Origin of the sequence: Petrotoga sp. Shatin.DS.tank11.9.2.9.3, assembly GCF_003665005.1 — a bacterium.
GTDB lineage: Bacteria > Thermotogota > Thermotogae > Petrotogales > Petrotogaceae > Petrotoga > Petrotoga mobilis.
Map to the genome: position 1 here is coordinate 268,109 of NZ_JGVT01000006.1, position 25,630 is coordinate 293,738.

General features: G+C 31.6%; 23 protein-coding genes, 1 tRNA gene and 1 pseudogene. 9 read left to right on the forward strand and 16 right to left on the reverse strand.

Annotated features, from left to right (window positions below; all coding sequences use genetic code 11):
• Window positions 1-7: 7 nt before the first annotated feature.
• The 7 genes from BZ25_RS07955 to BZ25_RS07985 all read right to left on the reverse strand — a co-directional run bounded on the left by BZ25_RS07955 (window position 8) and on the right by BZ25_RS07985 (window position 6,166).
• Window positions 8-298: a DciA family protein gene (locus tag BZ25_RS07955; RefSeq protein ID WP_012208032.1), complete on the reverse strand. Its 291-nt coding sequence runs from the start codon at window positions 296-298 to the stop codon at window positions 8-10.
• Between the two features lie 31 nt (window positions 299-329).
• On the reverse strand, window positions 330-1,145 hold the full coding sequence (locus BZ25_RS07960; protein ID WP_012208033.1) for an aminotransferase class IV: 816 nt from the start codon (window positions 1,143-1,145) through the stop codon (window positions 330-332).
• A complete protein-coding gene (gene mtaB / locus BZ25_RS07965; RefSeq protein WP_012208034.1) occupies window positions 1,135-2,439 on the reverse strand; it encodes a tRNA (N(6)-L-threonylcarbamoyladenosine(37)-C(2))-methylthiotransferase MtaB in 1,305 nt (434 codons plus the stop codon). Before mtaB ends, BZ25_RS07960 begins: the two co-directional genes overlap by 11 nt.
• Window positions 2,429-2,887, reverse strand: coding sequence for an HPP family protein (locus BZ25_RS07970; RefSeq protein ID WP_012208035.1), 459 nt, complete (start codon window positions 2,885-2,887; stop codon window positions 2,429-2,431). The genes mtaB and BZ25_RS07970 overlap by 11 nt, the downstream gene beginning before the upstream one ends.
• Before the next feature lie 16 nt (window positions 2,888-2,903).
• Entirely contained in the window at window positions 2,904-3,866 is a 963-nt protein-coding gene (locus tag BZ25_RS07975) for a 1-phosphofructokinase family hexose kinase (protein ID WP_012208036.1), read from the reverse strand.
• A 248-nt stretch (window positions 3,867-4,114) separates the two neighbouring features.
• Entirely contained in the window at window positions 4,115-5,560 is a 1,446-nt protein-coding gene (locus tag BZ25_RS07980; RefSeq protein WP_121514400.1) for a radical SAM protein, read from the reverse strand.
• A gap of 12 nt (window positions 5,561-5,572) precedes the next feature.
• Window positions 5,573-6,166, reverse strand: a complete 594-nt coding sequence (locus BZ25_RS07985) for a TetR/AcrR family transcriptional regulator (protein WP_121514401.1) — start codon at window positions 6,164-6,166, stop codon at window positions 5,573-5,575.
• A gap of 380 nt (window positions 6,167-6,546) precedes the next feature.
• Here BZ25_RS07985 and BZ25_RS10570 point away from each other — a divergent pair, with 380 nt between their 5' ends.
• The 9 genes from BZ25_RS10570 to BZ25_RS08030 all read left to right on the forward strand — a co-directional run bounded on the left by BZ25_RS10570 (window position 6,547) and on the right by BZ25_RS08030 (window position 13,901).
• The gene (locus BZ25_RS10570; protein ID WP_121514402.1) at window positions 6,547-6,936 is read left to right on the forward strand and encodes a THUMP domain-containing protein; all 390 of its coding nucleotides are present in this window, start codon (window positions 6,547-6,549) and stop codon (window positions 6,934-6,936) included.
• Window positions 6,937-6,943: 7 nt separating this feature from the next.
• A complete protein-coding gene (locus tag BZ25_RS10575) occupies window positions 6,944-7,339 on the forward strand; it encodes a hypothetical protein (protein ID WP_255415884.1) in 396 nt (131 codons plus the stop codon).
• Window positions 7,340-7,383: 44 nt separating this feature from the next.
• Window positions 7,384-8,160: a 1-acyl-sn-glycerol-3-phosphate acyltransferase gene (locus BZ25_RS08000; RefSeq protein WP_121514404.1), complete on the forward strand. Its 777-nt coding sequence runs from the start codon at window positions 7,384-7,386 to the stop codon at window positions 8,158-8,160.
• Between the two features lie 29 nt (window positions 8,161-8,189).
• A complete protein-coding gene (locus BZ25_RS08005; protein ID WP_012208040.1) occupies window positions 8,190-8,708 on the forward strand; it encodes a bifunctional nuclease family protein in 519 nt (172 codons plus the stop codon).
• Between the two features lie 27 nt (window positions 8,709-8,735).
• Complete coding sequence (locus BZ25_RS08010) at window positions 8,736-9,602, forward strand: polyprenyl synthetase family protein (RefSeq protein WP_121514405.1); 867 nt, start codon at window positions 8,736-8,738, stop codon at window positions 9,600-9,602.
• A 68-nt stretch (window positions 9,603-9,670) separates the two neighbouring features.
• Entirely contained in the window at window positions 9,671-12,025 is a 2,355-nt protein-coding gene (locus BZ25_RS08015) for a triacylglycerol lipase (protein WP_147429941.1), read from the forward strand.
• Window positions 12,026-12,057: 32 nt separating this feature from the next.
• Complete coding sequence (locus BZ25_RS08020; RefSeq protein WP_121514407.1) at window positions 12,058-13,152, forward strand: tetratricopeptide repeat protein; 1,095 nt, start codon at window positions 12,058-12,060, stop codon at window positions 13,150-13,152.
• A 73-nt stretch (window positions 13,153-13,225) separates the two neighbouring features.
• Window positions 13,226-13,301, forward strand: a tRNA-Gly gene (locus BZ25_RS08025).
• Between the two features lie 51 nt (window positions 13,302-13,352).
• Window positions 13,353-13,901: an RsmD family RNA methyltransferase gene (locus BZ25_RS08030; RefSeq protein ID WP_012208044.1), complete on the forward strand. Its 549-nt coding sequence runs from the start codon at window positions 13,353-13,355 to the stop codon at window positions 13,899-13,901.
• Window positions 13,902-14,089: 188 nt separating this feature from the next.
• On the opposite strand, the gene BZ25_RS08035 is transcribed toward BZ25_RS08030, so the two are convergent.
• From BZ25_RS08035 to BZ25_RS08075, 9 genes and pseudogenes are all read right to left on the reverse strand, one after another.
• A complete protein-coding gene (locus tag BZ25_RS08035; RefSeq protein WP_012208045.1) occupies window positions 14,090-15,292 on the reverse strand; it encodes an alkaline phosphatase in 1,203 nt (400 codons plus the stop codon).
• Between the two features lie 18 nt (window positions 15,293-15,310).
• Window positions 15,311-16,162, reverse strand: coding sequence for a hypothetical protein (locus BZ25_RS08040; RefSeq protein ID WP_147429942.1), 852 nt, complete (start codon window positions 16,160-16,162; stop codon window positions 15,311-15,313).
• Between the two features lie 10 nt (window positions 16,163-16,172).
• The gene (locus BZ25_RS08045) at window positions 16,173-17,135 is read right to left on the reverse strand and encodes a calcium/sodium antiporter (RefSeq protein ID WP_121514408.1); all 963 of its coding nucleotides are present in this window, start codon (window positions 17,133-17,135) and stop codon (window positions 16,173-16,175) included.
• 7 nt (window positions 17,136-17,142) lie between these two features.
• A complete protein-coding gene (lgt, locus tag BZ25_RS08050; RefSeq protein ID WP_012208048.1) occupies window positions 17,143-18,036 on the reverse strand; it encodes a prolipoprotein diacylglyceryl transferase in 894 nt (297 codons plus the stop codon).
• A gap of 28 nt (window positions 18,037-18,064) precedes the next feature.
• A complete protein-coding gene (recG, locus tag BZ25_RS08055; protein ID WP_012208049.1) occupies window positions 18,065-20,410 on the reverse strand; it encodes an ATP-dependent DNA helicase RecG in 2,346 nt (781 codons plus the stop codon).
• Between the two features lie 43 nt (window positions 20,411-20,453).
• Window positions 20,454-20,705: a hypothetical protein gene (locus BZ25_RS08060; protein WP_041533997.1), complete on the reverse strand. Its 252-nt coding sequence runs from the start codon at window positions 20,703-20,705 to the stop codon at window positions 20,454-20,456.
• The gene (locus tag BZ25_RS08065; RefSeq protein WP_121514409.1) at window positions 20,705-23,329 is read right to left on the reverse strand and encodes an O-antigen ligase family protein; all 2,625 of its coding nucleotides are present in this window, start codon (window positions 23,327-23,329) and stop codon (window positions 20,705-20,707) included. Before BZ25_RS08065 ends, BZ25_RS08060 begins: the two co-directional genes overlap by 1 nt.
• Window positions 23,330-23,597: 268 nt before the next feature.
• Complete coding sequence (locus BZ25_RS08070; RefSeq protein WP_121514410.1) at window positions 23,598-24,965, reverse strand: N-acetylmuramoyl-L-alanine amidase; 1,368 nt, start codon at window positions 24,963-24,965, stop codon at window positions 23,598-23,600.
• A pseudogene (locus BZ25_RS08075) lies at window positions 24,962-25,585 on the reverse strand (chemotaxis protein CheB); the annotation flags it as partial. The gene BZ25_RS08070 and the pseudogene BZ25_RS08075, both read right to left, overlap by 4 nt.
• Window positions 25,586-25,630 lie beyond the last annotated feature (45 nt).

Consider the following 25,630-nt stretch of genomic DNA (forward strand, 5'->3'; position numbering starts at 1 on the left):
GCGTTTCTCAAGAAACAATTCTAATTCTATTTATCGTTTCATTTTCCAGAATAGAATTTATCGCGTTCAATAATAATTTTTCCCTAAAAAGTATTTCCTGTTTAACATAATTGTCAGCACAGGCTATTTCCACTATCTTATCTTTTAAGAGATAATTTTTAACTGTTACATTTTTTGATAAATTCTCAGGAATATACTTAGGTAATTCTTCTCTTAATCTTTTTATTATATATATTTTTTTGTAAACCAAATTTTTTTTAGAAAGTTGTTTTAAAACACCTTCAAATTTTTCCTCCATTTTAGACCATCTTAATAGTAAAGTATTCCTCTCAATCTTCTATTTTTTCTGTTATAAAATCTTTCCAATTGTCAAGAATAGCTTCCGTTACTACACCAGGTACAGTAAAAGTAAAATCAGGAAAAATTCTTCTAACAGGTACTACACCTCTTGAAGTGTGGGTAAGAAATACTTCCTCGGCAGATAAAAGTTCCCATACTTGAACATTTGCTTTCTCTTCAACTTCTAAAGATAAATCATTTGCTAACTCAAGGACATCTTCTCTAGTTATCCCTGGTAATATCCCCGATGAAATATGAGGAGTCAATAAAACACCTCCACTGACATAAAAAATATTAGAGTATGTACCTTCGGTTACATTACCGAACTCATTTAAAACGATGGAATCATAATAATAATCATATTTTTTATGGATGTATTTGATTGAACCATTTAAAGGTGTTTTTACATAATAAGGAATAATAGGAGACGAAGTTTTTCTTTCTCTCGCTATATTAACTACAACACCTTCTTCGATCAAATCTACATCCTCTTTCAACTCTTCAACAAAGCAATAAAATGTTTTATATTTAGAAGTGAAAGGAGTTACATATATTTTAAATCTGAATTCTTCATAATTATGAATCTTTTTTGCCTGATTTAAAATTATTTTTATCTTTTCAAGAGGTGGTATTTCAAATGCCATAAAATCAGCAGATCGTTTCAATCTATCATAATGTCTTTTTAAATTGTAAGGAATACCTGAATAAGTTCTAAGTACATCATAAATCGAATAACCATTCACGAACCCTTCATCATCTCCACTAACCAATGGAAATTCTACCCACTCTTTACCATTATAGAACATTCGATACCACCCCTTTATTTTCTTTAGACAAAGAAGATATCACCGTACTAAAAAACTCACCTTTTTCAATTTTTTTCTCATGAAATTGAACATTATGGGGGATGTAATATTCATCGTATCCAAAAAGACCTTTTTTTGAGCTACTTTCTGTTAATACTTTAACTCTAGACCCTAACATATCATTCAAGTAATTTTTTCTTGAGAGATCAGCAATTTTATCCATTTGTGAAAGTCTGTCTTTTTTTTCATTTCCAGGTATCTGATTTTGCATCTTAGCTGCTACAGTTCCCTCACGTAATGAGTACCTAAAACTATGGACTTTTAAAACCTTAAGTTCTTCAATTGAATCAAACAGGATTCTTAAATCTTCCTCATCTTCACCAGGAAAACCAACTATGAGATCACAAGTAATAGAAAACTTTGAGTCGTATTTTCTTAAGTTTTCGATGGCTGTATAAATCATTTTTCTATTATATTTTCTATGCATTGATTGTAAAATTTTATCAGAAAAATGTTGAATCGAAAGGTGTATGTGTTTTTCAAATATTGGATAAGAATTCAATATGGTAGACAAATTGTCAGTAATTATTTCAGGATATAGAGACGTTATTCTTATTCTAATTTCTTTATCAGCAAAACTCTTCCCGATTTGATTTAATAGTTCTTCTAAGGTTTCTGAATTGTCCATTCCATAATATCCCAAATTTGTTCCAGTTAGCACTATTTCTTTATACCCTTTTTCAATAAATTTTTCTATACTTTTTATAACTTCTTCTGTTGGTAAACTGACTATTTTTAATCCTCTCAAGAATCTTATTTTACAGAATGTACATGAGTTAATACATCCTTCTTCAATAGGTAAAAAGATCCGTGTTCTGTCACCATACGGTTCGTTGGGAACTAATATGTCATATTTTTCATTATGGAACCAAAAATGTTTATCTGAGTATATACCTTCTTCACACAATAAACGGTCTATTTGTTTTTTTTCTAAATTACCTAAGACCAAATCAGCGCCTACTTTTTTTAATTCTTCGGGATCAGATACAGAATAACAGCCTGTAGCTATAATCTTGGAATTTTCATTTGATTTTTTTAATCTCCTAATTGTTTGCCTTACCTTTCTTTCAGCCTCTGAAGTTACGGCACAAGTGTTTAAAACGTAGATATCACTCTTACCCATTTTTTCTTCAAATACAATATCAAAATGAGGAGATAGTTTCTCGGCCATCGCTTGACTTTCAGCTTGGTTCATTTTACATCCAAAAGTAATAAAAGAAACTTTACGCTTCATATTCTATTTCACCAGTCAATGTTCTACTAAGTAAACCTATTCTTCTAATAACCCCCACTAATCTTTCATTGTCATCAACAACTGGCAGAACCTTTAATTTATTTTTTATTATTACATCTGCTACATGTAAAACCGTATCATCAAAGTAAACCTTAAATGGCTTTTTTATCATAAAATCAGATACTGGACGATCCAATATTTTTTTTAATCCATTAAAAAATTGATGGCTATCCGGTATAAAAGAAGTAGTTTCCATAAGCTTCAAATACCCCGGAAGTGAGGCGTCAATGATACCACTTTCGCTTAAATATCCCACCAGTCTAAAATCACTTGTAACTATGGGAAGCGCAGATAAATTATGCCTACGACATACCGTAATAAAACGCTCTACTTTCTCATCTTCCATTAAAGACGTTAGATCTCTCTCCATTATTTCCTTAGCTTTCAAGGTAAACACCTCTTTGTTATTCTAATCTTTCAATGGAAAACCTACTTAAACTTCTTTTTATATCTTCTAAAGTTCCTATCTTTTTTTCTATATAATCCGTTTTGGAAATGGCACTAGCCATACCGAATTTTGCAGCTTCAAAATAATTAAAATTATAATTTATAATATAATATATTATTCCCGACATAAATGCATCTCCTGCTCCAAAAAGATGTGATTTCTCAATCCTTTCTTCTGGATTAAAAAGCCAGACACCCTCATTTGTTGTTATCACATCACCAAAAATCTGATAACTCATAACAACTAATCTGGCACCATTTTCTATAATTTTTTTTGAAGCATCAATAAAATCATCTATACTTTCAAGGGTTTTCCCGAAAATTTCTGCTTTTCTTCTAAAGTCTGGTCTAACAACGGTAGGGCAATTATTTAAAATAGCTTTTTCAAAACACGGTCCAATTGATTCCATGTAAGTAGTTTTTCCTCTTTTCTTAGCTTCAAACATCAGATCGGAATAAACATCAGTTTTCAAGCCAGGAGGAACACTTCCTGACACTACGACATGTTCCACTAATGAAAGAGAATTTTTATATCTCCTTAAAAAATGATCGTAATCTTCATCATTAATGAAGGGACCTTTACTGTTTATTAGAGTCATTACTTCCTTCAAGGGATCTATTATTTCAATGTTTTCTCTACTTTCTTCTTCTGAATAAACAAAATTCATCGTTATATTTTCATACGCAGAAAGCTTACTCTGAATAACCCTACCTATGTGTCCCCCCAAAAAACCTGTTACTATCGATTTCATTTGCAAATTAGATAGCATTATTGAAACGTTAATACCCTTACCTCCTGGTTCCATTTTGGAATTTGAAGGATTTTCTATTCTATACATGTTACCTACTTCAAAATTATCAATTATAACTTCTCTATCCAGCGAAGGATTTAATGTGACAGATAAAAAATCGTACTCCATCGATTTCCTCCTAATACCATTATTATTTTACTATTATGGAAACCCCACACTTGCTATAATGCCCTTTTCTTCCCACCCCTCGTTTCTAAGAAAGGACTATGTACTATAACTCTCTATCTTATTAGAATAATCTTTTATTTTTTATATTATACCATATCAAACCTAAGTATTATTAACTGAAAAATTAAAATAACGGGTAGAAAATACCCGTTATTTTAAAAGATAATACTACTTTTGAAGAATCAATATTATGCTTTTTTATCCAGTGCTAATTTTTCTTCATTTTCTGAATATCTTCTCATCCTTACTTTGTAGTTATATACACCTCTTTTTGAAGGATACTTCTCAGCGTAGCCTTCTTCGTACCAAAGTTTATCGGCATATTTTTTCCATTCTTCGGCAAGTTGGTCTAATTCAGGAGCTAATTCATTCACGGTTCGCTCACTACCAGGATGTTGTGGAATAGCGTTGAACTTCTTTACCATTGCCCTGAATACTTTTGGATTGTCTATTATGGGGCATGGTCTAAATAAATTATTGGAATAGGGAATGGTCCTCTTATAAGCCTCAAAAAATGGTGATTTTAAAATATCTATAATTCGTTTTTCCCTTATATTATCCACGGCAAACTGTTGGAAGACACATGGTTCAGCATAACCTTTGGCGTTTATATGTAAATATTTAGCTCCCGCTGCTAAACAACCGTTAGTTAAGAAACCATGATTCCAAAAATCAGCAACAAACGCAAACTTTCCACCTAACCTTAACTCTTCCAATTTGTAGAATCTTTCATACCTTTGTTCGGCAGTAGGTACTAAATCCATCGAAGCATCTGCTCCTACGGGCATAAATTGGAAAACCCATGCATAACTCACATTGTTTTCTTTTAAATATTCCCAAAAATCATCACTCATTATTGCATCGTGATTCTTTCTTGTTGCTGTGACAGAGGCTCCATATATTACCCCATTTTCACTTAAGAGCTTCCAAGCGTTTTGAATTTTTTCAAAAACACCCTTACCTCTTCTCCAATCGGTATCAGCTTCATATCCTTCTACTGATATAGCCAATGTAGCGTTACCCAATTCAGCTAATTTTTTAGCGTTTTCTTCATTAATTAACGTTCCATTCGTATAAAGCAAAAAGTAAGAATCGCTGAACTCTTCTAGTACATCGAATAGATAAGGATACACAAATGGCTCTCCACCGGTTATAATGAAGAAATAGATACCTAAGTCATTAAATTGTCGAATTACATCAAAAATTTCTTCTTTGGATAGCATATACTTGTGACCGTACATAGCAGCATAACAGCCAACACATCTAAGGTTACATGCATATGTTGGAGAAAGCACAGCTAATTTTGGAAGGACTATCCCATATTCATGCATCTTATCCTGCCTTGTTTTTTCACCAACTGCAAATTCGTTGATGATTAGATTGTTTATTATTTTTTCAACAACTTTGGGGTTAGATTTTTTGAACAAATTAGCCCAGTTCACTAGCATTGGATCATGATTTTCCGCTCCTGTTGCTAACTTTCTAAGCCCACTTTTTGCAGGTTCCTTAGAGAATTTCGATAATGTCCATAACAACTTCCCGAGTTGATCCACATCAGAATGCCTTACAACGTTGGTTATTAATTTAGAACTTTGTTTAAGTAACATGTTTTTCATTGAGTCCACAACTGCCATACCGGACACCTCCTAATTTTTGTTATCTTCTGTAAAACTTAAAATCATTTTTTTAAAATTATTCTTTATTTCGTCATTAGAAAATTCTATTCCTACGGCCCTGTATATAACTAAACCATCAAACATCGCTTGTAACATAAACGCTTTAGTTTTCGAATTGAATAACTTTTCAAATTTATCAAGAATTTTCCCATAATTTTCTCTGAATGTTTGAGTTAAAATTTTCATCATACTTTGATCATGTGTAGAATTTATTAAAATTTCAAACAATCGCATCAATTCTTTTGAAGGGAAAGTATTTAAAATTTCTGAATAAAGATTCGCATAAAAATCGGCACTTGCCTCCGCACAATCCTGAGAGGGCACAGATTCGTTTTCTTCAAAAAAATTTTGAACTTTTTCTAAGAGAGCACTGAAAGCAGAAACAATTAGTGAATTTTTATTTTTGAAATAGTTATATATAGAACCCTTAGACAAATTACACGAAGAGGCAACATCTTCCATAGTTAAATTTGACAACCCTTTTTCACTTATTAATTCCAACGTTTTTTCAGCTATGTATTTCTTTCGTTCTTGTTTATCCAAAACTTTCACACTTGTGCTCATTTACCTCACCTCTTTAATTGACTGACCAGTCAGTCAATTAAATTATATACTATTGTGAAAAATAATTCAAATATGACTGAATTTGTCTAATTTAACAACGTACATTTTATAATAAGACATAACCCTTTATTTAAAGTCAATAGAAAGCACTTATATTAAATAAAATAACAATCGTATGTTCTTAACTTAATATTTTCAGAAAAGATATTCTAATTACATATCTTTGTTGAAAAAGTTACTTTTTTGTTCTTTTTGAATTGGTTGACTCTTTTCCTCCATATTTTCCAAAGTGACTCTTAAAAAAAATATAGTTGAAAAATCCCAGTTATGTTATAATTTAGTTGAAGAAAATATTTTTATAAATTATAAGGTGCAAATGAATGCTATTTGTAGTAGTAAGGGTTGACCAGATCAGTCTAAAAAATAAAAATAAAATGTCTTTTATGCATAAACTTAAAAACAACATCCAAAGTAAAATTCCCCAGAACTTGATTTTCAAGGTTAACAACAATAGAATATATCTAATACCTCAACAAAATAAGGGAATAACCGTTAAAGATATCGATATTCTAAAAAAGATTTTTGGAATACATTCATCTTCAATAGCTGAAAAAACTGAATTAAATATAGATTCAATTAAAAATAAAGTCTACGAAGTAGCAAAAAAATCTCTTGAAAGCAACAATTATAGTACTTTTAAAATAAACGTCAATAGAGCCAATAAATCTCTCCCCCTACAACAGTCAAAAATTTGCTGGAATAATAGGTGAATTTATATTGAACAATTTCCCTAAACTAAAAGTTAACTTAAATAACCCGGAGCTTGATATAGAAATAGATATTAGAAAAGAAGGTACGATTATATTTGACAATCGTTTAAAAAGACCAAGCGGATTACCCATTGGTACATCTTCAAAAGATTTAACAAAAAATGGAACAATTAAATTATCCCAAAAATTCGCATTGTATAAAACATCTATTTTACCATACGAAGATTCATGTAGCGTATTTATACCTTCTAAACCTGCCACTAAATCAAATACAAATTACATAAAATCAATTGAGGATTCTTTACAACATCTAAGTAAATTGGAAAAAGATGCTTTAGATGAAGTTAAAAAGTATAAGATTGAAGATAGTAAAGTCTCAGAAATTGATCACTTTGAATCATAGTCTCATGTATCTTAAAGAAAAGTGAAGAAAAAGGAGGACAATTCATGAAAAAGGTATTAGAAACAATAAAAGCAATATTCTTCACAATATGGTTAATTATCGGATTTCTCGGAGTTGTAATTGTATATGGAAGTTATGTGTTGATAAAAGCCAATATCTTGGAAAAAAGAAAGGGACACAAAGTCTCTCAAGAATATATTAGAAAGGTTGTATCTTGGTTTGGAAAAGTTACTTTTAAATTCTTAAATAGTAAGATTTCAGTTCATGGTGAAGAGAATATTCCTCAGCAAGGCCCTTATGTAGTAGTAGCGAATCATCAAAGCCTTTTCGATATTCCTTTAATTTTAGGATATATATATCCCACAGCTTTTATTGCAAAAAAAGAGCTTTCTATGATTCCTATATTAGGAAATTTCATCAAAAGACTTGGCTCTATCTTCATAGATAGGAATAATTCAAAAAGTGGCGCTATAGCTCTTAAAAAATTTGCAAAAATATCTCAATCAGGGGAAATTATAACTATTTTTCCTGAAGGAACAAGGAGTTTAGATGGTCAAGTAGGTGAATTTAAAAAGGGAGCTCTTTTAATCCCTTTTAGATATAATATAAAAATATTACCTGTCACAATAGATGGAACTATCAAAATGAGCAAAAAAGGAAGCGTCTTTATCAAACCTTCGAATGTTAATCTATTCATACATGAACCAGTCGAGCCAAAACTTTTCGCTAGCGAAGGAGAATTAAGAGAATGTCTCAAAAGCATAATCAGCGAAAAGATTACAAGCGAACCTCAACTAGCTTTGAAAGAAACAAGAGCGTAATTTCAGTTTTTTAAAGGAGGTTTTCAAACATGAAAAAAGTAAGCAATGTTACTATGGGAATAGATAAAGTTTCAAATTCACCGATAGTTTTTTTAAAGGTAGAAGATACAAACGTTGTTGTACCAATATGGATTGGGCCATGTGAAGCTGGTGTTTTGGCTTTAATATTGAGAAACGAAGATTTTGAAAGACCTTTAACGCACGATCTCATTGGTAATATTATCGAACAACTTAAAGCTCAACCTATTAAGATAGAAATTGACCAATTCAAGCAGGATATTTATTACGCTAAATTAGTCCTGAAAGATAGTGGTTCAAAAGAGATCTATATCGATGCCAGGCCTTCTGATTGCATAATTTTATCATTAAAAAATAACTTACCTATTTACATAGACGAAGAAATAGTATCCGAACACGGTATTGAAGCTTCTTTTATAAACGCAGAAGAACAAAGCGAGTTCAGACAAGATATTGAAAACTTCGATATAGACGAACTGAGAAGGAAGTTCGAAAATAAAAATAAAACTGAAGATGAAGATGACGAATAATTTTTTCTAAAAGCACGAGGTGAATCAATGGAATTTCTAAAATTATTAGAGTTTAAAGATTTCTTTGACAAGAAGATAAAGAATTTTTTCAAAAATTTGGACCTGGAAGATCATTTAAAAAAGCCACTGTTTTATTACATAGAAAATGGAGGCAAAAGACTTAGACCCTGGATAATATATAACTTCGGACAAATAATCTCTATAAATAAAAAGAATTTAATTGACATTGCGATAGCTGTCGAAATTTTACACTCATCATCCTTGATACATGATGATCTACCTGCCTTAGACAATGCAAAGTTAAGAAGAGGAGCTCTAACTACTCATTTAAAGTTTGGAGAATATAAAGCCATACTAGCTGGAGATTATGGATTCACTCTCCCACTACAGATTGTTGCCGGTTTAGATAATATTAAAGAAGGGAACAAACTTCTCTTAGTGGATTATTTTATAAAAACCATTTTAAAATTATTTCAAGGAGAAATGGAAGATCTAATCTTCGAAAAAGAAGATAAAAATGTAGGTGAGAAAGAAATTCTTGAGATGTATTCAAAGAAAACAGGGGCGGTTTTTGGTTTTTGCTTTGCATCTCCTTTTTTAATGGCTGGGGAAGCAGAGCTTGCTAAAGAGATGAATAAAATAGGAACTGATTTTGGTGTTTCTTTCCAAATTTTCGATGATCTAAAAGATATCTTTACTAAAGAAGAAGATATTGGAAAAGAAACTAATAAAGATGTAAACAAAAAAACTCTTTTAAATTTTTATAATTTTCAAGAAACACAAATAATAGCCGATAATATTTATATAAATGTTTTACAAAAATTGGAAGACCTAAATCTAAAAGAACTATCTCAACTTTTGAAAGAAGTTCGAAAGATTATAGAAACAAGGTAAAAGTCTCAAAAGGAGTTGACTGAGCTATAAAATTCAAACCTTTCAACTTTTTAAATAAAATTAAATATATGGAAAAAAAATACAAAATTCTCTTATCGATTGTTGTAATAGGTATTTTAATTCTTGTTTTTTCTATTATTTTTAAAAACATATTTTTGCCTCCAAATCAGATAACTCCTTCTTCTACCAATATTCAAATAATGGTTCCTGATTTTGCTTTTCCTTCAAAGAAACACATTGATATAAGCGTTGTGGATAAAAGTTCTGCGGAATATCAAGAATTGATCAACTACAAAAATTTTTACGGTGAAATATATAAAATTACTTTCTCAGATGAAAGTAATGAATCCTCTATTTTACCAATTACCTTAAGATACAAGATTCCAAAGGATAATTACTTTGGAGATAACTTCGTCAATTTCTCCTTGGCTTACATCACACAGGAAGAACCTCCTGTTATCTCTGAATTCAGTGGAGAAAAAATAGTAAAAATAGATGACGAGTATTACATAGAAGCGCAAACATTCCAAATAACTAAAGTAAATTATATAGGTCTAGTCATTGAATCTCCAGAAGAATCATCCAGTGGGCTCAAGGTTATAAAAGAAGCGCCACCAACCCTTGAACCTGATATTATTTTAATTCCTGGAACTGATATTAATTTCTTAGGAAAGATAATGAATGTACCTGAAAATGGTTATCCACAATCTTTTTGGTCATCCCTTTTTCCAAATAGAACCATTTGGAGTTACAATTACCCACTGACATCTACTAGAAGTAAAAATTACAACGATTCTTTTATCAGTTTTGTTGAAAGAACAGGGATTGATAGTTACATTGAATTTGAAGGAAGGCGTCTCGCTCAAGAACTTTCTAGATTTCCTAATAAAAAGTTTGACATTATTGCACATGGCATTGGCGGATTAATTGCTAGATATGCTTTGGAGTCTACTCAAACAATTCAAAATGTTGAAAATTTAGTACTCATTTCTACTCCAAATAAAGGTAGTAACCTAGCAAACCCCCTTTTTTTCAATTTACTCTTTGGGAAAAACACAGATATTTTATCTCAATTGTTTAATGTTGAGTATAGCACGATATTAAAAATCACTTTGCAAATTGGTTCTTACCTAGATCAAATAAATTCTTACTATGAAGATCTTATTCCTGACTCTGAATTTCTGAACAAATTAAACTCTTTTGGCACAAGAAATGACATCAGATATTTAACGATTATTGGTACTAGTCCCGCAATTGATGAAGATTTATCAAATAAATATATTGCCAGGCTGTATCCAGAATTTGTTCGAGGAAAGGGAGATGGAATAGTAAGTGTTGACAGCGCTAACTTAGAAGGGATTGATAAAACTTACTATTCTCAAAAGAGCTTTTATGAAATTTACAATGATTCAGATGTTTTGAATATAATAGTTAATTTTTTAGAAGAATCCGTCCCTTCATATTCAGTGGAGCCCTTTACAGATGATAATTTCGTCGAATACACATACGAAACAGTAGAAGGTACCCCAACTCCAGATCAAAGTGAAAATCCCCGCCCAACTATTATTTCTACTTTTAAACTCCCTTCAGCGTATAAAGAAAGTACAATTTTGCTCAATTCTGAGAAGCAAGGAGAAATAGACGAAGATACAATGAGCATTATCGAAGTAGGAGAAAATATTTACTTTAAAAGTCCTAATGCTATTTACAACAGCAAACTAGAAAAAATATTTTCAAATAAAATTATGGGTGGATTAGTATTCAACAACCAGTATTATATATCTACTGTTGATGGAGTATACATTTTGAATGAAAACGGCAAAATTGATAAAATTAATTCAGAAATACCTTCTAAAGGTACTGAAATTTATTATTTACCAAATGTAGGATTTTTAAGTGTTGAATACGAAACAACCAACTGTAATGTCTATCTCAACGATTCTTTGATAAATCAAGATAGTAATTTTATATCGTTAAAAGAAATAAATGGGGGAGTATATGTCATCTTTGAAGATAAAATAACAAAACTACAAAACAAGAACAGCGTGGAATTAATAAATACTTCTACCATTCAAGAAGTTTTGGGAACTCAGTTAGGTGAGATTACTGATTTTGCTTTGTATAATAATAACTACTTTATTTTATTTTCAAACTATAAGTTGGTCCTTTGGGATAGCTCAAAAAATGGGTTCCAACTTATAGGAGACGGAAATATAGGAAGATTAAAATTACAAATATTTAATGATAAATTATTTGTTTTTGGAAGAGATCATATAAGCTACCTATTTTTAAAAGAAGCTACTTTCTCTGGCATTTTCCAAAGATCTGAAACTAATTTAATTGATGTCCTCATAGATAAAAAAGGTAAAGTCTGGATAGTTACCAAAAATAACCAAATTGAAATAATCACATTTTCCTTGTGAGGTGAATCATCGTTAAGAAAGCTCTCACTCTGTTGATAATTCTGCTCCAAATAATGTTAATATTTGCTGATAATTACGAAGTTGCCTACGAATACTATATGAATGGTTTAAACTACTATAGAAATGCCCAATACGATTTAGCTCAAATTTTTTTTGAGCAAGCCTTGCAACTATCACCTAGATTAGAAAGTGAAATACCAGAAATAAAAATGTATCTAGGATTATCTGCATTTCACAACAAAGATTATGCCACAGCTAAAATATACTTGCAACCCCTAAAAGGTATCCCCATTGTGGATGAAGCTCTAAGTGTTATTGAATCTACATCTCAACAATCAGAGCTTTTAGACACATCAAACCTAAAAATTAATAATACTCAACCGTTGGAAGAAGAGCAGCAAAACTTTAATCTTTTAACCTTTTTTACCATAATGCTAATAATATTTGCTATTTCCTTAGCTGCCTCATTTTTTACTGTTTTTTTGATTCGTCGACATGTTACTTTTGAGAAAAGAGAGAACGAGTTAAATAATATGGAAACTCTGACCAATATAAACAAAGTAGAAACTCAAGGAATCAAATACAAAACAATAGACCAATTTAATGAACCATACATAAAAAACGTTTGGCAAGTATCATCCCCTTTAAAAAAACTTATTGGGATAACTTCAAATGAAGACCCTTCACTAGAAGAAGCTATTGTATCCAAAGACCAAAAAGATGGCAAATTAAGTGAGATAGAAGACCTTGAGAATAAACTTGATAAGGATATAAACGATATCTTGAAAGAATCAAGCCTGGAAGAGATTGAAGAAATTCTAAATGAGTTAGAAGGTAATGGTGACAAAAGTAGAGTTCAAGAACCAGCTACTCTTGAAGAGGAAAGTAACGGAAAGAACCAAGAAGCGTATTCTCATTTGGAAAATGTCATAAAACCTGATTCTGAGATAAAAAATAACTTTTCTTCGATAATGAAAAAAGAAGAAAAAGAATTATTATTTGAAGATGATTTAGATGTTGGGCTTTTTGACATAACTAAGGAATTAGAGACAAAAAAGATTTCTCAAAATAATATACAAAAGTTCTTTCATAAATTATTTTATGACGTTAACAAGGATAAAATATAATTAAAATATTAAATATTGATTTTGTTTTAAATTATTGGTATAATATATTTGATTTAAAATAAAAATTTCAAATGCGGATGTGGCTCAGTTGGTAGAGCTCCAGCTTCCCAAGCTGGGAGTCGCGGGTTCGAGTCCCGTCATCCGCTCCAAAAACGAAAGGGGCTTAATGAAGCCCTTCTTTGTTTGTATGAGGTGTAAAAATGGCTTTGAAGATTGAAAGCGGCAAATTTAAGAATACCAATATAGAAACAGTTGATGATCGTAGGACGAGATATACTCCCGCTACTTTAAGAAGAGCTCTGATAAGCATTTTTGATTTTACAGGAGCTAATTTTTTAGAATTTTTTGCAGGTAGCGGCATAATGAGTTTTGAAGTTTTAAGTAATGGGGCAAAAAGTTCTACAATGGTTGATATTTCGACTAAGGCCGTGAGCTCGATTTTAAAAAACGCTGAATCTTTAGGGGTACTAAATAAAATAAAAGTTATAAAATCAGATTTTAGAAAATCTATTACAAAACTTTCAAATGAACAGTTTGATTACATATTTGCTGATCCACCTTTTAATAACAGTTATGTCCAAGAATTTTTGAAATTCATAGATTCAAATGTATTTTTAATTAGAAACGGCGGCTACATCATTATTGAAAAATATAAGAATGAAAAATCTGATTATATACCTAAAAATTTAATTAGAGAAGAAGTAAGAGATTACGGTGATATTGAAATTCTAATCTTTTTTAAACCTTAAAAAAAGGGCCTTAATAAGGCCCTAATTTGGAAATGAATTCTTCCGGGGACAGAACACTCCAGGAGGGAGGGTAACCTACAAAAGTGCTCTGTAGAGATATTATACATCATGAAATTTTTTTCTCAAAATCTAATTATAGGCAATTACTTTCAATTAGCAGCGATTAAAGTCGTTTAACCCCATTTAAGTCAATAAATCTCAAAAATAGAAAAAATTTCATTATTTGATATTATATTTTTATCAAATGGAACGTTGGAAAAAAGAGGTACGTAATCTAATGTATGCCCAAAAGTACTCCAATTTATACCCACAGGATCGTTTAACGCTTCATAAAAACTTTTGATTATTGGCGATTGATAAGTTACATTTTCTTCTGAATTCTTGGTATCGTAAAACTCTTTTTCTAAATCAAGCGTCAAACCCAATTTTTCTTGAAACTCTTCATAGTTCTTAGATTGGTTAAATGTACTTATCAGCTTTTCATAAGAAAACTCAGTGGGTTGAAGCTTATTCAGCGCCAAAAAACCATCGCCTAAACTCAAACCTCCTGTTGAATGATCCGCAGTTACTATGATTAAGGTTTCTTGAGGATATTGCTTATAAAAATCGATAGCAACTTTTACTGCACTATCAAAGTCTAATATTTCGTTTATCAATGAATAAGTATCATGTGCGTGTGCAGCGTGATCGATTCTTCCCCCCTCTATCAGAATGAAAAAAGGAGAACCTTTAAATTTACTCAACGCATAATTTAAAGTTTCTTCTAACGTAACTCTTTTCGGATCGTCTGTTAAAAAAGTAAAATTTCCATAATACAACATAACAATTTCATTACCAGGAAACGGAATTTTACTTAGTTCTTCTGTGTATAAATATCCATACTCTTTTGTGTTTCTATCCTTAAAATAAGCTTTTCCTCCCCCTATGAAAAGATCAAAATTGCTTTCTAAAAGATCTTGCATTATCTCTTGGTAATCTCTTCTATTTTCAACGAAACTATAAGCTCCCGCCGGGGTAGCATCGATGATGGTGTTAGTTGTTATGACACCAATTTTGTACCCTCGTTTTTTTAATTCATAAGTAATGGGCAGTATCTTTTCATCATCAGGATTAATGTTTATCCTGTCGTTGTAGGTTTTTTCTTTAGATAAAATTGCCGTTATGGCTGCTGCTGAATCCGTTACTCCGTTAATCGAAGAAGTTTCAACCATTCCATAGTAAGGTAGTTCAAGCATGTGCAGTTGATCTGTGTATAAATATTGTTTGTACATATTAGATAACTGCATATGTGGAATTCCCATTCCATCGGCTATAAACAAAAAAACATAGTCAAATGAAAAAGAAAAATACCCTAAAAGGGCAAGGAGAAAAACCAACAGAATTTTTTTCACTTCTAACACCTTCGTTGTTTAATTAATGTTTTCGACTAAATTTTCAAACCTTTTGTCATCTAATCTATCAAAATTATTTAAAATGTATCTTTCTATATCAAATATTTTTTCTTTGTCAAAATCCAACCATTCCATGAAGGATATTACACTTTCCCCATAAGGTTCATCATAAAAACCTGATTTTTTGAGTTCTAACTCTTTCAAATACTCCTCTGGATAAACTTCTCTAAGAAACAATAATGAATTAGTTTCTGCTAATATTTCATGCCAAGTATCCGTTGGGGAAGCCTTCACCTTGTAACCGAAAAAATAATGAGATAACTCATGAACTAAATCCTTGCTAGAATTAACAACGTAGACACTTGGCAAAACTTGAAAAGACCTACTTTGATCCATATAAATAATATACATAGGTTCATCGATTTCTGAAATATTTTCTAAAAAGTCTTTAGATTCAACAACTAACTCCTCTAACCATTTTTCATTATAGAAAAAATTATCAAGGTTATAAAGGTTATAAAGAGTATTTTTATTTTTGAAATAAACCATTGCCGATGAATCGTTACTTTGCCTTTGAACTAAAGAATCTCCGCTTTGACGTAGCAAAAATCCGTTTTGTACATTTAGCAAGATAAACTCCTCAAAAGGTATTTCTTCGTAAAAAAAGATGTTTTCCTCTTTGAAGGTATATTGAATGTCATCATAGAAAATCACCTGTGTTAATCCCGTCGAAAATACTCTAATATTGTTATCTCCTTCATCAACTAAAGTAACAGGATAAAAGAAAAAAAATAGAAATAAAATAAAAACAAAAATAGCGAGTAGAGCACTTTTTCTATTATCGATGCCCATTTTTATTCCTTTCTTCACACTTAAAATATTATCCAATTCTTATACTAATTATTAGGTAGATCACATACAAAGAAAGCAATACAGCTCCCAAACCTCTTCCAACTTTTCTATCTTTTTTCATCATCGTACCAAACAACAAGACTAAAGCCAGTAAAAGACCATATGACACATCAAAAGCAACTGATCTATCCGCGCTGGCACCATTTATTAATGCTGATATGCCCAGTATGGCAGCGATATTGAAAGTATTGGAACCAACTATATTTCCCATCACAATATCATCTGAATGTTTGATCGCTGCAACAATAGCGGTTACTAATTCCGGAAGGGAAGTCCCTACTGCAACAATAGTCACCCCTATCAAAGATTCTGAGATTCCAATATTTTTAGCAAATATAACTGAATTGCTTACCGTCAGTTCTCCTCCTATTATCAACATAGCTAATCCTAAGGCAGAGAAAGTGATTATCTTAGCCCAAGACTCTTCCTTTTCGACTTTTTTCATTTCATCGCTTTCGACAAGTTGCTTCCTGAGTTGTTGATCATTTTTTGCCATATAATAAAGATAAGCCGTAAAAATAAGAAAAAAGGTTATCAGTATCATACCATCGTATCGAGTTAATACGCTATTCCCTTCCATCATCATTGCAAATATAACCACTGAAATAATAACCAAAAAAGGCATTTCTATGTTTACTGTAGATTTTTGAACTTTTGTTGGAGATATTAAAAAAGAGATCCCTAAAATTAATCCAATATTTGCAACGTTCGAGCCAAGAACGTTTCCTAATCCAACACTGGCTCCTTTTATTGATGAAGAAACGGTAACAACTAATTCAGGTGCACTGGTACCAAAAGCCACCACAGTCAAACCTGCAAACAGTTCAGAAACACCTAGTTTTCTTGTCAATCCAAGGGCTCCTTCTATTAACCTATCTGCCCCTCTTATTAATAGAAAAATACCTAAAGCTATCAATAGAATATTTATCAATCAATATTCACTCCTTTTTTTCGACGATTACTCTCTTATTTCTGAGGTATACAAAAAGCAAAGAACCCAACACTATCAATATAAAGCTTATAACTACAGCAACTCGTAGATCCCCAATATAGAGACTGTCCGTTCTTAACCTTTCAATAGGAATTCGCCCAATAGAATAAAGAATTAAATACAGAGCAGTCACTTCTCCATATGTTTTTCTCTTATTTCTAATAAAATAAAACAATATTAGAAATACCAACAAATTCCATGCAGATTCATACAAGAATGTTGGATGAAAATACTCATAGGCTTCATACCCTGGCATTCTATCCGGTAATGAAATGTACATCTTCCAGGGAAGATTTGTTGGTGAACCGTATGCCTCATGGTTGAAAAAATTACCCCATCTTCCAATAGCCTGAGCTAACGGTAAAACAAAGGTGAATAAATCTAACCCTTGAAGAAATGTAAAGGTACACTTTTTTTTCAAACGTGTATACAAAAAAACTACCAAAAAAGCAGCCAATATTGCTCCATGTATAGCCAATCCTCCATGCCAAATCTTAAAAATTTCTGAAGGATTTTGAGAGAAATATTCAAGATTAAAAAGAACATAATATAGCCTTGCACCTATAATCCCAAATATAATTCCCAAAGAAACAGCTGTGAAAAGATCGTCTTCATTTATTTTTTCTCTTTCAGCTTCTTTTTGAGCAATAAAAGTTGCCAACAGTATGGATGAAGCAATTAACAGTCCATACCATCTTATTTCTAATGGACCAACTGTGACTAAAACAGGGCTGAAATACCATTCCCCAGAAAAACTTTTTGGTAAAATAATTATACTAATGACTAAAAAAGAGGCTATCGAAACCAACAAAGTGCTTAAAAAGACTTTATCTCTTTTCATGTTTTTCCTCCTAAAGACTTAAAAATCTCTATAGAACGTTGACCAAATGTATTGAATCTCCATATCTTGTTTGCAATTCGTGTTTTAAATTAGGATATCTATCGAAACTTTGGATAGTTGCTAAAAATCGCTCTACCTTTTTTCTTGAATTCTCTATTATATTTATATCTTCGACTAAATCCAAAAATTTAAATTCTGGTATCCCGTGCTGTTCCACTCCAAAGAATTTTCCTGGTCCCCTCCATTTTAAGTCAATTTCTGCCACTTCAAAACCATCTAACGTCTTAGAAAAGGAGTTCATTTTACTTTTTATCTCATTGTTGGCATCATCATCTATTACTAAAAAACAATAAGACTGTTTATCACTTCTGCCCACTCTTCCTCTGAGCTGATGCAATTGAGATAATCCAAAACGATCGGGATGTTCGATGACCATTACCGTAGCATCAGGGATATCTATCCCCACTTCTACTACCGATGTCGAAACTAATATATCATACTCTTTTTGAACAAATTTGTCCATCACGTCATTTTTTTCTGAAGGTGAAAGCCTCCCATGCAAAAGCCCCACTTTATATTCTTCAAATACTTTACTTAGCTCTTCATACATACTGATAGCGTTTTTTAATTCTAAGGCTTCAGATTCTTCTATCAATGGATACACGAAAAAAACTTGATTCCCTTGATCCAATTCTTCTTTAACAAATTCATACAAACTTTTTCTGTTGGATTCAGCAATAAGTATTGTTTTAATAGGTCTTCTACCTTTAGGCATCTCATCAATTAAGCTAACGTCTAAGTCGCCGTAAAAAGTCATTGCCAAAGTCCTAGGAATGGGAGTAGCAGTCATTACCAAAATATCTGGATGATTCCCCTTTTTAATAAGTTCAAGTCTTTGATTCACTCCAAATCTATGTTGTTCATCAATCACCACCAACCCTAGTTTTTTAAATTCAACATCCTGTTGAATAATTGCGTGAGTACCAACTACAACATCAATTTCTCCTAATTTTAGCTTTTCTTTTATTAATATTTTGTCGCTTTCCTTAGTATCTCCTGTTAGCAAAACTATTTTCAAACCTAACGGCTCTAAATCTTTTGAAAGCTTCTTAAACTGTTGCTTAGCTAAAACAGAGGTAGGGTTCATAACTGCTGCCTGATATCCAGCTTCACAAACATCTATAATCGCTAGTTCTGAAACAACGGTTTTACCAGAACCAACATCTCCCTGTAAAAGTCTATTCATAGGATATGGAGAAATTAAATCTTTTCTTATTTCTTCATAACTTCTTTTCTGAGCTTGAGTGAGTTCAAAATTTAAAGTATTGAGAAATTTTTTCGTTAATTCTCCTTTTATCTCTTTCGTCTCACCTTTTTTCATTTCTTTCATCTTTAATTTCAGATATATCATTGCTAACTCAAATAAAATTGCCTCTTCGTATTTTAAAGAGTACCAAGATCTTTCTTTGTGATAAATACTTAAAGGGAAATGAATTCCCTTTATTCTCTTTTTCAAATCTAATAAATTGAATTCTTGGACAAATTCTTCAGGTAAAAATTCTTCTAAAAAATATGTCTGTTGGATGGCTTCTTTTGCTATTCTTCGCATAGTTGTTTGGAAGATACCAAAGGTTAATGGATAAACCGGCAGAATTTCACTTTTGAAATCCTCATCACTTTCAATCACTTGAAAATCTGGAGACTTCATCTGTTTCATACCGTATGAATATTCTATCTTTCCATAAAAAGCGGATTTCACACCTCTTTTTAAATAAGATTTAACGTAATCCTGGTTGAAAAAAGTAACGATTATGACTCCACTGTCATCTTCCACAGAAAAGTTGTAAATAGTTAAACCTTTATTTATTTTTACTTCCTCACTTTTTACTACATTTCCTATTATTACGACTTTTTCGTCCTCTTTGGCGTTGAATATTTTAACCACCTTTCTTCTGTCTTCGTAATCCCTAGGTGGATAGTAAAAGAAATCTTTTAACGAAAAAATACCTAATTTATTTAGAATTAAAGCCCTTTTTGTTCCTACTTTTTTTATATATTTTATATCGGTGAGTGGTGCCAATTTTTTTTCTGGTTTTTCCAAAACTTCATCAACTAAATACCGCTCTTTTAAAATCTTTAAGGAATCCTTTAAGCCTTCTAGACGCCTTTCTTTACGTTCTTCTGACAATGTTTTAAGAGGTTTTGTATAAGCCAAAATCTTCTTAACATCTTCTAAAAGGCCATTTTCTTGAATTACTTTGAAATTATTTTTTGCAATGCTATAAAAACTTGGGAAGATCTCTTCCCAAGTTATCATACCCTTTTCTTTCAGTTGAACTATATAATCAAAAGAATTTATAACTTCTTCAATCATTGCTCATGAAAACTCCTACTTTTTGAGAGAATATTTTTCAACATTACTCAATAACTTTCCTTATAATAATTTTATCATCTTTCTTATAAATTTTATATCCATTCAATTCAACTTCTTCAATGTGACCATCTTCTATAAAAGGCTTAACTTCCATCAAAGAAGCATTTTCAACGTAGAAATCTTTGAGGCTACCTTCAAGTGTGTATCCATAAGAGTTTATTTTCAAAAAAACAGAAAATACGATCAAAAACCAACTCAAAGATATCAGCAACAAAAATGTCATTACCTTGTTCACTACTTTACCAACCTTCTTGTAAAAAATTCGTAATCACTGAAGAAACTTTCGATTCTATCTTGATATCTAGTATAATTAGGAGATCCTTCTTCTTTTTGACCCTTGTAATAGTTGTAAACAGCCTCATAATTGCTAACAACATTTTCTGCTAGTTGATTTTTTAAATTTTCATCCCTCAAGGTTGAGTATAACTCAGATAACAATTTTAAGGAACTATCTGGTATCCCTCTAAATTTTTGTGCCATGTAATAGTCCGCTTCTCCCTCTTTCTGGGTTATAAAAATTATTTTGTTTATTAATTCATCTTGTGGATATATGTTTATCAGCCTTGCAGTTAACAGCAAATATTCATAATAAACGTCTTCCCATTCAGGGAACCTATTCCAACCACCAGGAAGGATGTAAATAGCTTGCTGCTCCCAATGATGAAAATTACTGTAAGCTTCATTTTGAAGTTCTTCTACTACTTCTAACTTATCCAGTGGTATATAATTTTTTAACTGTTCGTATAGAACTACGATGTTATAATATATTCTGCCTATCAATCTATAGGCATTTTTTTCATTGAATGATAAGTATGAATACTCCAATTGATTTATGCCATCGTATAGGGTTTGAATTTTTAATGTAATCTGTTTAGCATTGTTGCTTAGGTCGATAGAATAAATCGGTTCTACGGTGTCTCTCAAAATGTTATCAGGAAATGGCATTAAATCAAGTGAGCCATTAAACTCTTCGATAATAAAATCGTAACCATCGATTTCTTTTTCAAATATTTTAGGTAAATCTTCATAAGTAAGAGAATTTTGCCGAATACTGGACGTTAAAAGCTGGGACAGGTAAAATGCCGATTTACCAAAATTAGGGTCCCATTTTAATGATTTCTGAAAATATTCAAAAGCATTATTATAGCTTTGTTCAGCTCTACTTTCATATGATAACTGCATATTTTTATAATCTTCTATCTGCGTCTCTATCTGGTTTATACTCTGTGTTATCCTTTGAAAATTTGCACTTCCTGGAGTGTAATTTGCTAATTGTTTTTGAAGAGTGGATTTTTGAGATTCAAGTTGGCTTATAATATTTGGTATTTGACTTTCAGTAGCGTTAATAAGAGATACCATTGAATTGTATTCACGATTTCCTTTAACGAAGAGGGCCTCGGATGTAACCTCGTTTATTTTGTAATAAGACGCTACTACTCCAACCACAACTAAAGGAATAATCACAAACTGACTTTTTTTGATATTTAAGCTTTTCACATGTGGATGGAACTGTTCTGATACAGCACTTGAGAGGATAAATACACTTAATATAAGGTTGGGATGCATGTGAAATGCAAACTCTGTAAATGCGTGGATTACCATGATAGTGGCACTCCATCCAAATAAGGGAAATAAAAGGATTTTGTTGTCATCATCTTTTTCGAGCTTTAAAACTTTAAAGTATACCACCATTAAACTTACGAGCATTAACACTATTGAAGAAAAACCTAAAATACCTGTCTCTCCCAATACCTGTAGATAGTCGTTGTGAGCCCTTTTAAAATTATTCCATGCATATAAAAACCTTTCGGGGTTTTCTGCCTGTACCTCAGCTAAGTAATGAACCGCATACACTGGATATGTATTTATTCCACTTCCAATTATAAAATGGTTTTTATGGTTCTCATCTGCAAATTGTTTTACAGCGGAAAGCCATGACAAACTTCTTTCATCCCAAGAAGAAACAGAAGCCATTGCTGCGAAACGATCTGCCGCGATTACTTCTCCACCTCTGTTGAATGGCGTCTCAAAATTAAACATAAGGAATAAAAAGGCTAAAACAGATAAAACCAAAATCACCCATATTTTAAACTCATTACTTTTTACATAATTTTTCAAGGTGTCTTTTTTATTTGAAATGAGGTAAGATACTATAGCAAATCCTAAACCAACAAAAGTCGCAAGGTAAATTGAACGAGTTTGTGCCAACAAAACAACCCAATACATTATGAAAACATTCGCTAAAGCATATATTCTAATGTAGGTATTAGTATTTTTCCTTAAAGTAAAATATATAGAAATTGGTAACAGCTGAGCTAAATAGTCTGAAACAAAATTAGGGTTTCCGATAGTCGTTCTTAATACTATTCTTTGGGAAGGATCCCCATATTTACCAAAGAACAAATCAAAGCCTAAAAACTTGTTCAAAAGTCCATCTATGGCTATAACAGTCCCTGTAACCATAAAAATAAAAAGACCGTACTCAATAAATTTAAAATCCTTTCCAAAACGTGTAGTAATTACGTAAGAAAAAAACACAATAAGCACTATGTAGAAGGCTATTCCGACAGACGTGGGTAGGTAATATTTATTCTCCATATAAACTGATATCAAAGATAAAAAGGCAGAAATACTGAAAAAAGATAAAAAAATGTGTGGATAAGTGAACTTTATTGAAACAGGTTTAGAAAAATATTTGAACAAATAATAAATTAGAATAACGACCATGAACAAAGAAAAAACTAAATGTTTCTGAGTAGAATACTCATACACCAAATTGGGTACCATTAAAAAAGGTATTAAAGCAAATAAAACCAGAAAAATCAATATATCAGTGGGAATTTTTGCTTTCTCTTGCAAATAATTTACCTCCTCTGTTGTTCGCTGGTTTGTGCGAACCAATTAATCAAAATAGAATTAAAATTTATCTGAGGGCTTGGTTCTTAAAGGCATAAGCCTTTGTTTGCTGCCTTTTGCAAACCAAACAATTAAAATGAACTTTGAAACTGGTGGTCTGGTGTGCCGGTTTTCTAAATGATGTTTTTTAATTGTTTTATGGTTTTTAAATGGGTTTTAGGGGTTTGGGGTTTACCCCAACGTTTGGGTTTGGGGGACCACCCCCAACGCCCTATTTTAGGCCAAAAAAGTCAATAACTGCATTTTTAATAATTTCTGCAAAAACTTCCACATAGTCTCCATTCGTAAATTCATCTACCACTTGAGGATTGCTGATAAACTCCATTTCAAATAAAACGGCAGGACTCCTAGTATAAGCTAAAACAGCGAACTCTGCTGTATGAACTCCCCTAAATTTAACCCCATTTACATTCAGATAACTTCCCAATATATTGGCGAATTTCTCACTTTCATCTAGACTGTTTTCTTTATCCGTCACCCATGTTTCTATAAGGTTCTTATCGGTGTTCAAATCCAAATTTTCTCGGTAAGCTATTCTTCTGGCATATGCACTTTCTGAAAAATCAAAATAGTAAACCTCTGATCCATAAACCGTAGAATCTTGAGGATAATCATTCAAGTGTAAACTAATGAATAAATCTGCACCTTTTTCATTAGAAAAAACTGCTCTATCGTGTAAATCAACGTATACATCATTTGTCCTAGTCAAATAAACGTTAACACTGTACGGTTTCAAAAGTTCCTGAGCTCTTTTTGCTACTTTTAAAGTAATATCTTTTTCAAAAGTTTGGTTAGGACCAACAGCTCCCGGATCTATTCCCCCATGACCTGGATCCAAGACTAAAACAGGCAAGGTAATTGTATCTTTAAAAGAAAGGTCTAATATGATTCTATTTTCTTCAATTAATTCTTCTAAATCAGCGGAGTTGTTCAGTTTTACTTGTATCCAAACTTCTGTTGGTGAATAGTGATATGCCTTTATGTAATTGATCTTATTGTTGTATTCTTCATAGTAATAAGAATCAGGGATTTCGGCTCCTTTTATCTTTATTAAATATCCGGATTTATTAACTAAAGGGTATATTCCAACATCTTCAGGACTTGAAGAAAGTTCTATTATTATTCTGGCATCAGTTTTCTGTATGATTGTTTTTATTGAACTTACTTGAGTTAGCGGCAAGTTCAAGTAAACAGCAGAATCATTAGAAATTAGTTCTAAGTTGATCAACTTCGCTATCAATTCTGTAGTTATATAAATTTCTCCATCAACCACTTTTAGATCATTTGGATCGAAACGAATAGATTCGGTGCTGTTAATAATTGCTAAACTATTCTGAGGAAAAATGAAAACGTTCCATTTACTATCTTTTACATAAATCAAGGTATCATTATATACATCTAAAGTTCTTCCACTCTTTTCAGAAATGACTTTTAAATTAACATATAGATTTTCTCCATCTTCAAAATAGTAAGCCGGATCTACCTCTCTCCATTGAAAATAAAGCGTTTTTGCAAAGGTAGTAAAAGAGAGAAATAAAAAGCCAAAAATTATTAACCGCTGAATTACCCTTTTACTCATCTTTTTATCCCCCTTGATTGATCAATTAAGATTTCTAATATCTTTTCTGCAATATCGTAATTGGGAAGAACAAAATCCGCATAACCTTCTTGTGCGACGATTTTCGGCATTCCATAAACTACGGAAGTTTCTTTAGACTCCGCTATAACCTTCCCACCGTAATGTTTAACTTTAAATGCCCCTTTTGCACCGTCTCTTCCCATTCCTGTCAAAATAACTGCGACTGAATTTTCTTTAAAAATCTCAGCAGCTAAATCAAAAGTAAAATCAGCGGAAGGCCTTACGTTATTAATTTTATCGCTTTGATCTAAAAACAACTTAATTTTATGATCCTCCTGCTTTAAACCTAAATGAAAATCCCCTGGAGCAATGTATACAACATTCTTTTGTAAAAATTCACCATCTTCGGCTTCTTTCACCTTTAAATTTGAAATTTTATCTAATCTATAAGCTAAAGAAGCTGTGAAACCTGCGGGCATATGTTGAACAATAATTATAGGAACATTTAAATTTTCAGGTAGTTGCGGAATTATAACATCTAAAGAACGAGGACCTCCTGTTGAACTTGCTATCAATAAAACTTTTTCTCCCAAAATATTTACTCTATTACTTTTCTTTGGTTCTATCACGAAAATAGTGGGTAATTAAGCTGGAGTTAAATTAAG

Excerpts from the sequence above, each read along its gene's own strand:
- recG (WP_012208049.1), bottom strand. The coding sequence starts at position 20,410 with ATGATTGAAGAAGTTATAAATTCTTTTGATTATATAGTTCAACTGAAA.
- BZ25_RS08010 (WP_121514405.1), top strand. The coding sequence starts at position 8,736 with ATGGAATTTCTAAAATTATTAGAGTTTAAAGATTTCTTTGACAAGAAG.
- BZ25_RS10570 (WP_121514402.1), top strand. The coding sequence starts at position 6,547 with ATGCTATTTGTAGTAGTAAGGGTTGACCAGATCAGTCTAAAAAATAAA.
- mtaB (WP_012208034.1), bottom strand. The coding sequence starts at position 2,439 with ATGAAGCGTAAAGTTTCTTTTATTACTTTTGGATGTAAAATGAACCAA.
- BZ25_RS07975 (WP_012208036.1), bottom strand. The coding sequence starts at position 3,866 with ATGGAGTACGATTTTTTATCTGTCACATTAAATCCTTCGCTGGATAGA.
- BZ25_RS08015 (WP_147429941.1), top strand. The coding sequence starts at position 9,671 with ATGGAAAAAAAATACAAAATTCTCTTATCGATTGTTGTAATAGGTATT.
- BZ25_RS08005 (WP_012208040.1), top strand. The coding sequence starts at position 8,190 with ATGAAAAAAGTAAGCAATGTTACTATGGGAATAGATAAAGTTTCAAAT.
- BZ25_RS07985 (WP_121514401.1), bottom strand. The coding sequence starts at position 6,166 with ATGAGCACAAGTGTGAAAGTTTTGGATAAACAAGAACGAAAGAAATAC.
- BZ25_RS08070 (WP_121514410.1), bottom strand. The coding sequence starts at position 24,965 with ATGAGTAAAAGGGTAATTCAGCGGTTAATAATTTTTGGCTTTTTATTT.
- BZ25_RS07980 (WP_121514400.1), bottom strand. The coding sequence starts at position 5,560 with ATGGCAGTTGTGGACTCAATGAAAAACATGTTACTTAAACAAAGTTCT.
- BZ25_RS07955 (WP_012208032.1), bottom strand. The coding sequence starts at position 298 with ATGGAGGAAAAATTTGAAGGTGTTTTAAAACAACTTTCTAAAAAAAAT.
- lgt (WP_012208048.1), bottom strand. The coding sequence starts at position 18,036 with ATGAAAAGAGATAAAGTCTTTTTAAGCACTTTGTTGGTTTCGATAGCC.
- BZ25_RS08000 (WP_121514404.1), top strand. The coding sequence starts at position 7,384 with ATGAAAAAGGTATTAGAAACAATAAAAGCAATATTCTTCACAATATGG.
- BZ25_RS07960 (WP_012208033.1), bottom strand. The coding sequence starts at position 1,145 with ATGTTCTATAATGGTAAAGAGTGGGTAGAATTTCCATTGGTTAGTGGA.
- BZ25_RS08030 (WP_012208044.1), top strand. The coding sequence starts at position 13,353 with ATGGCTTTGAAGATTGAAAGCGGCAAATTTAAGAATACCAATATAGAA.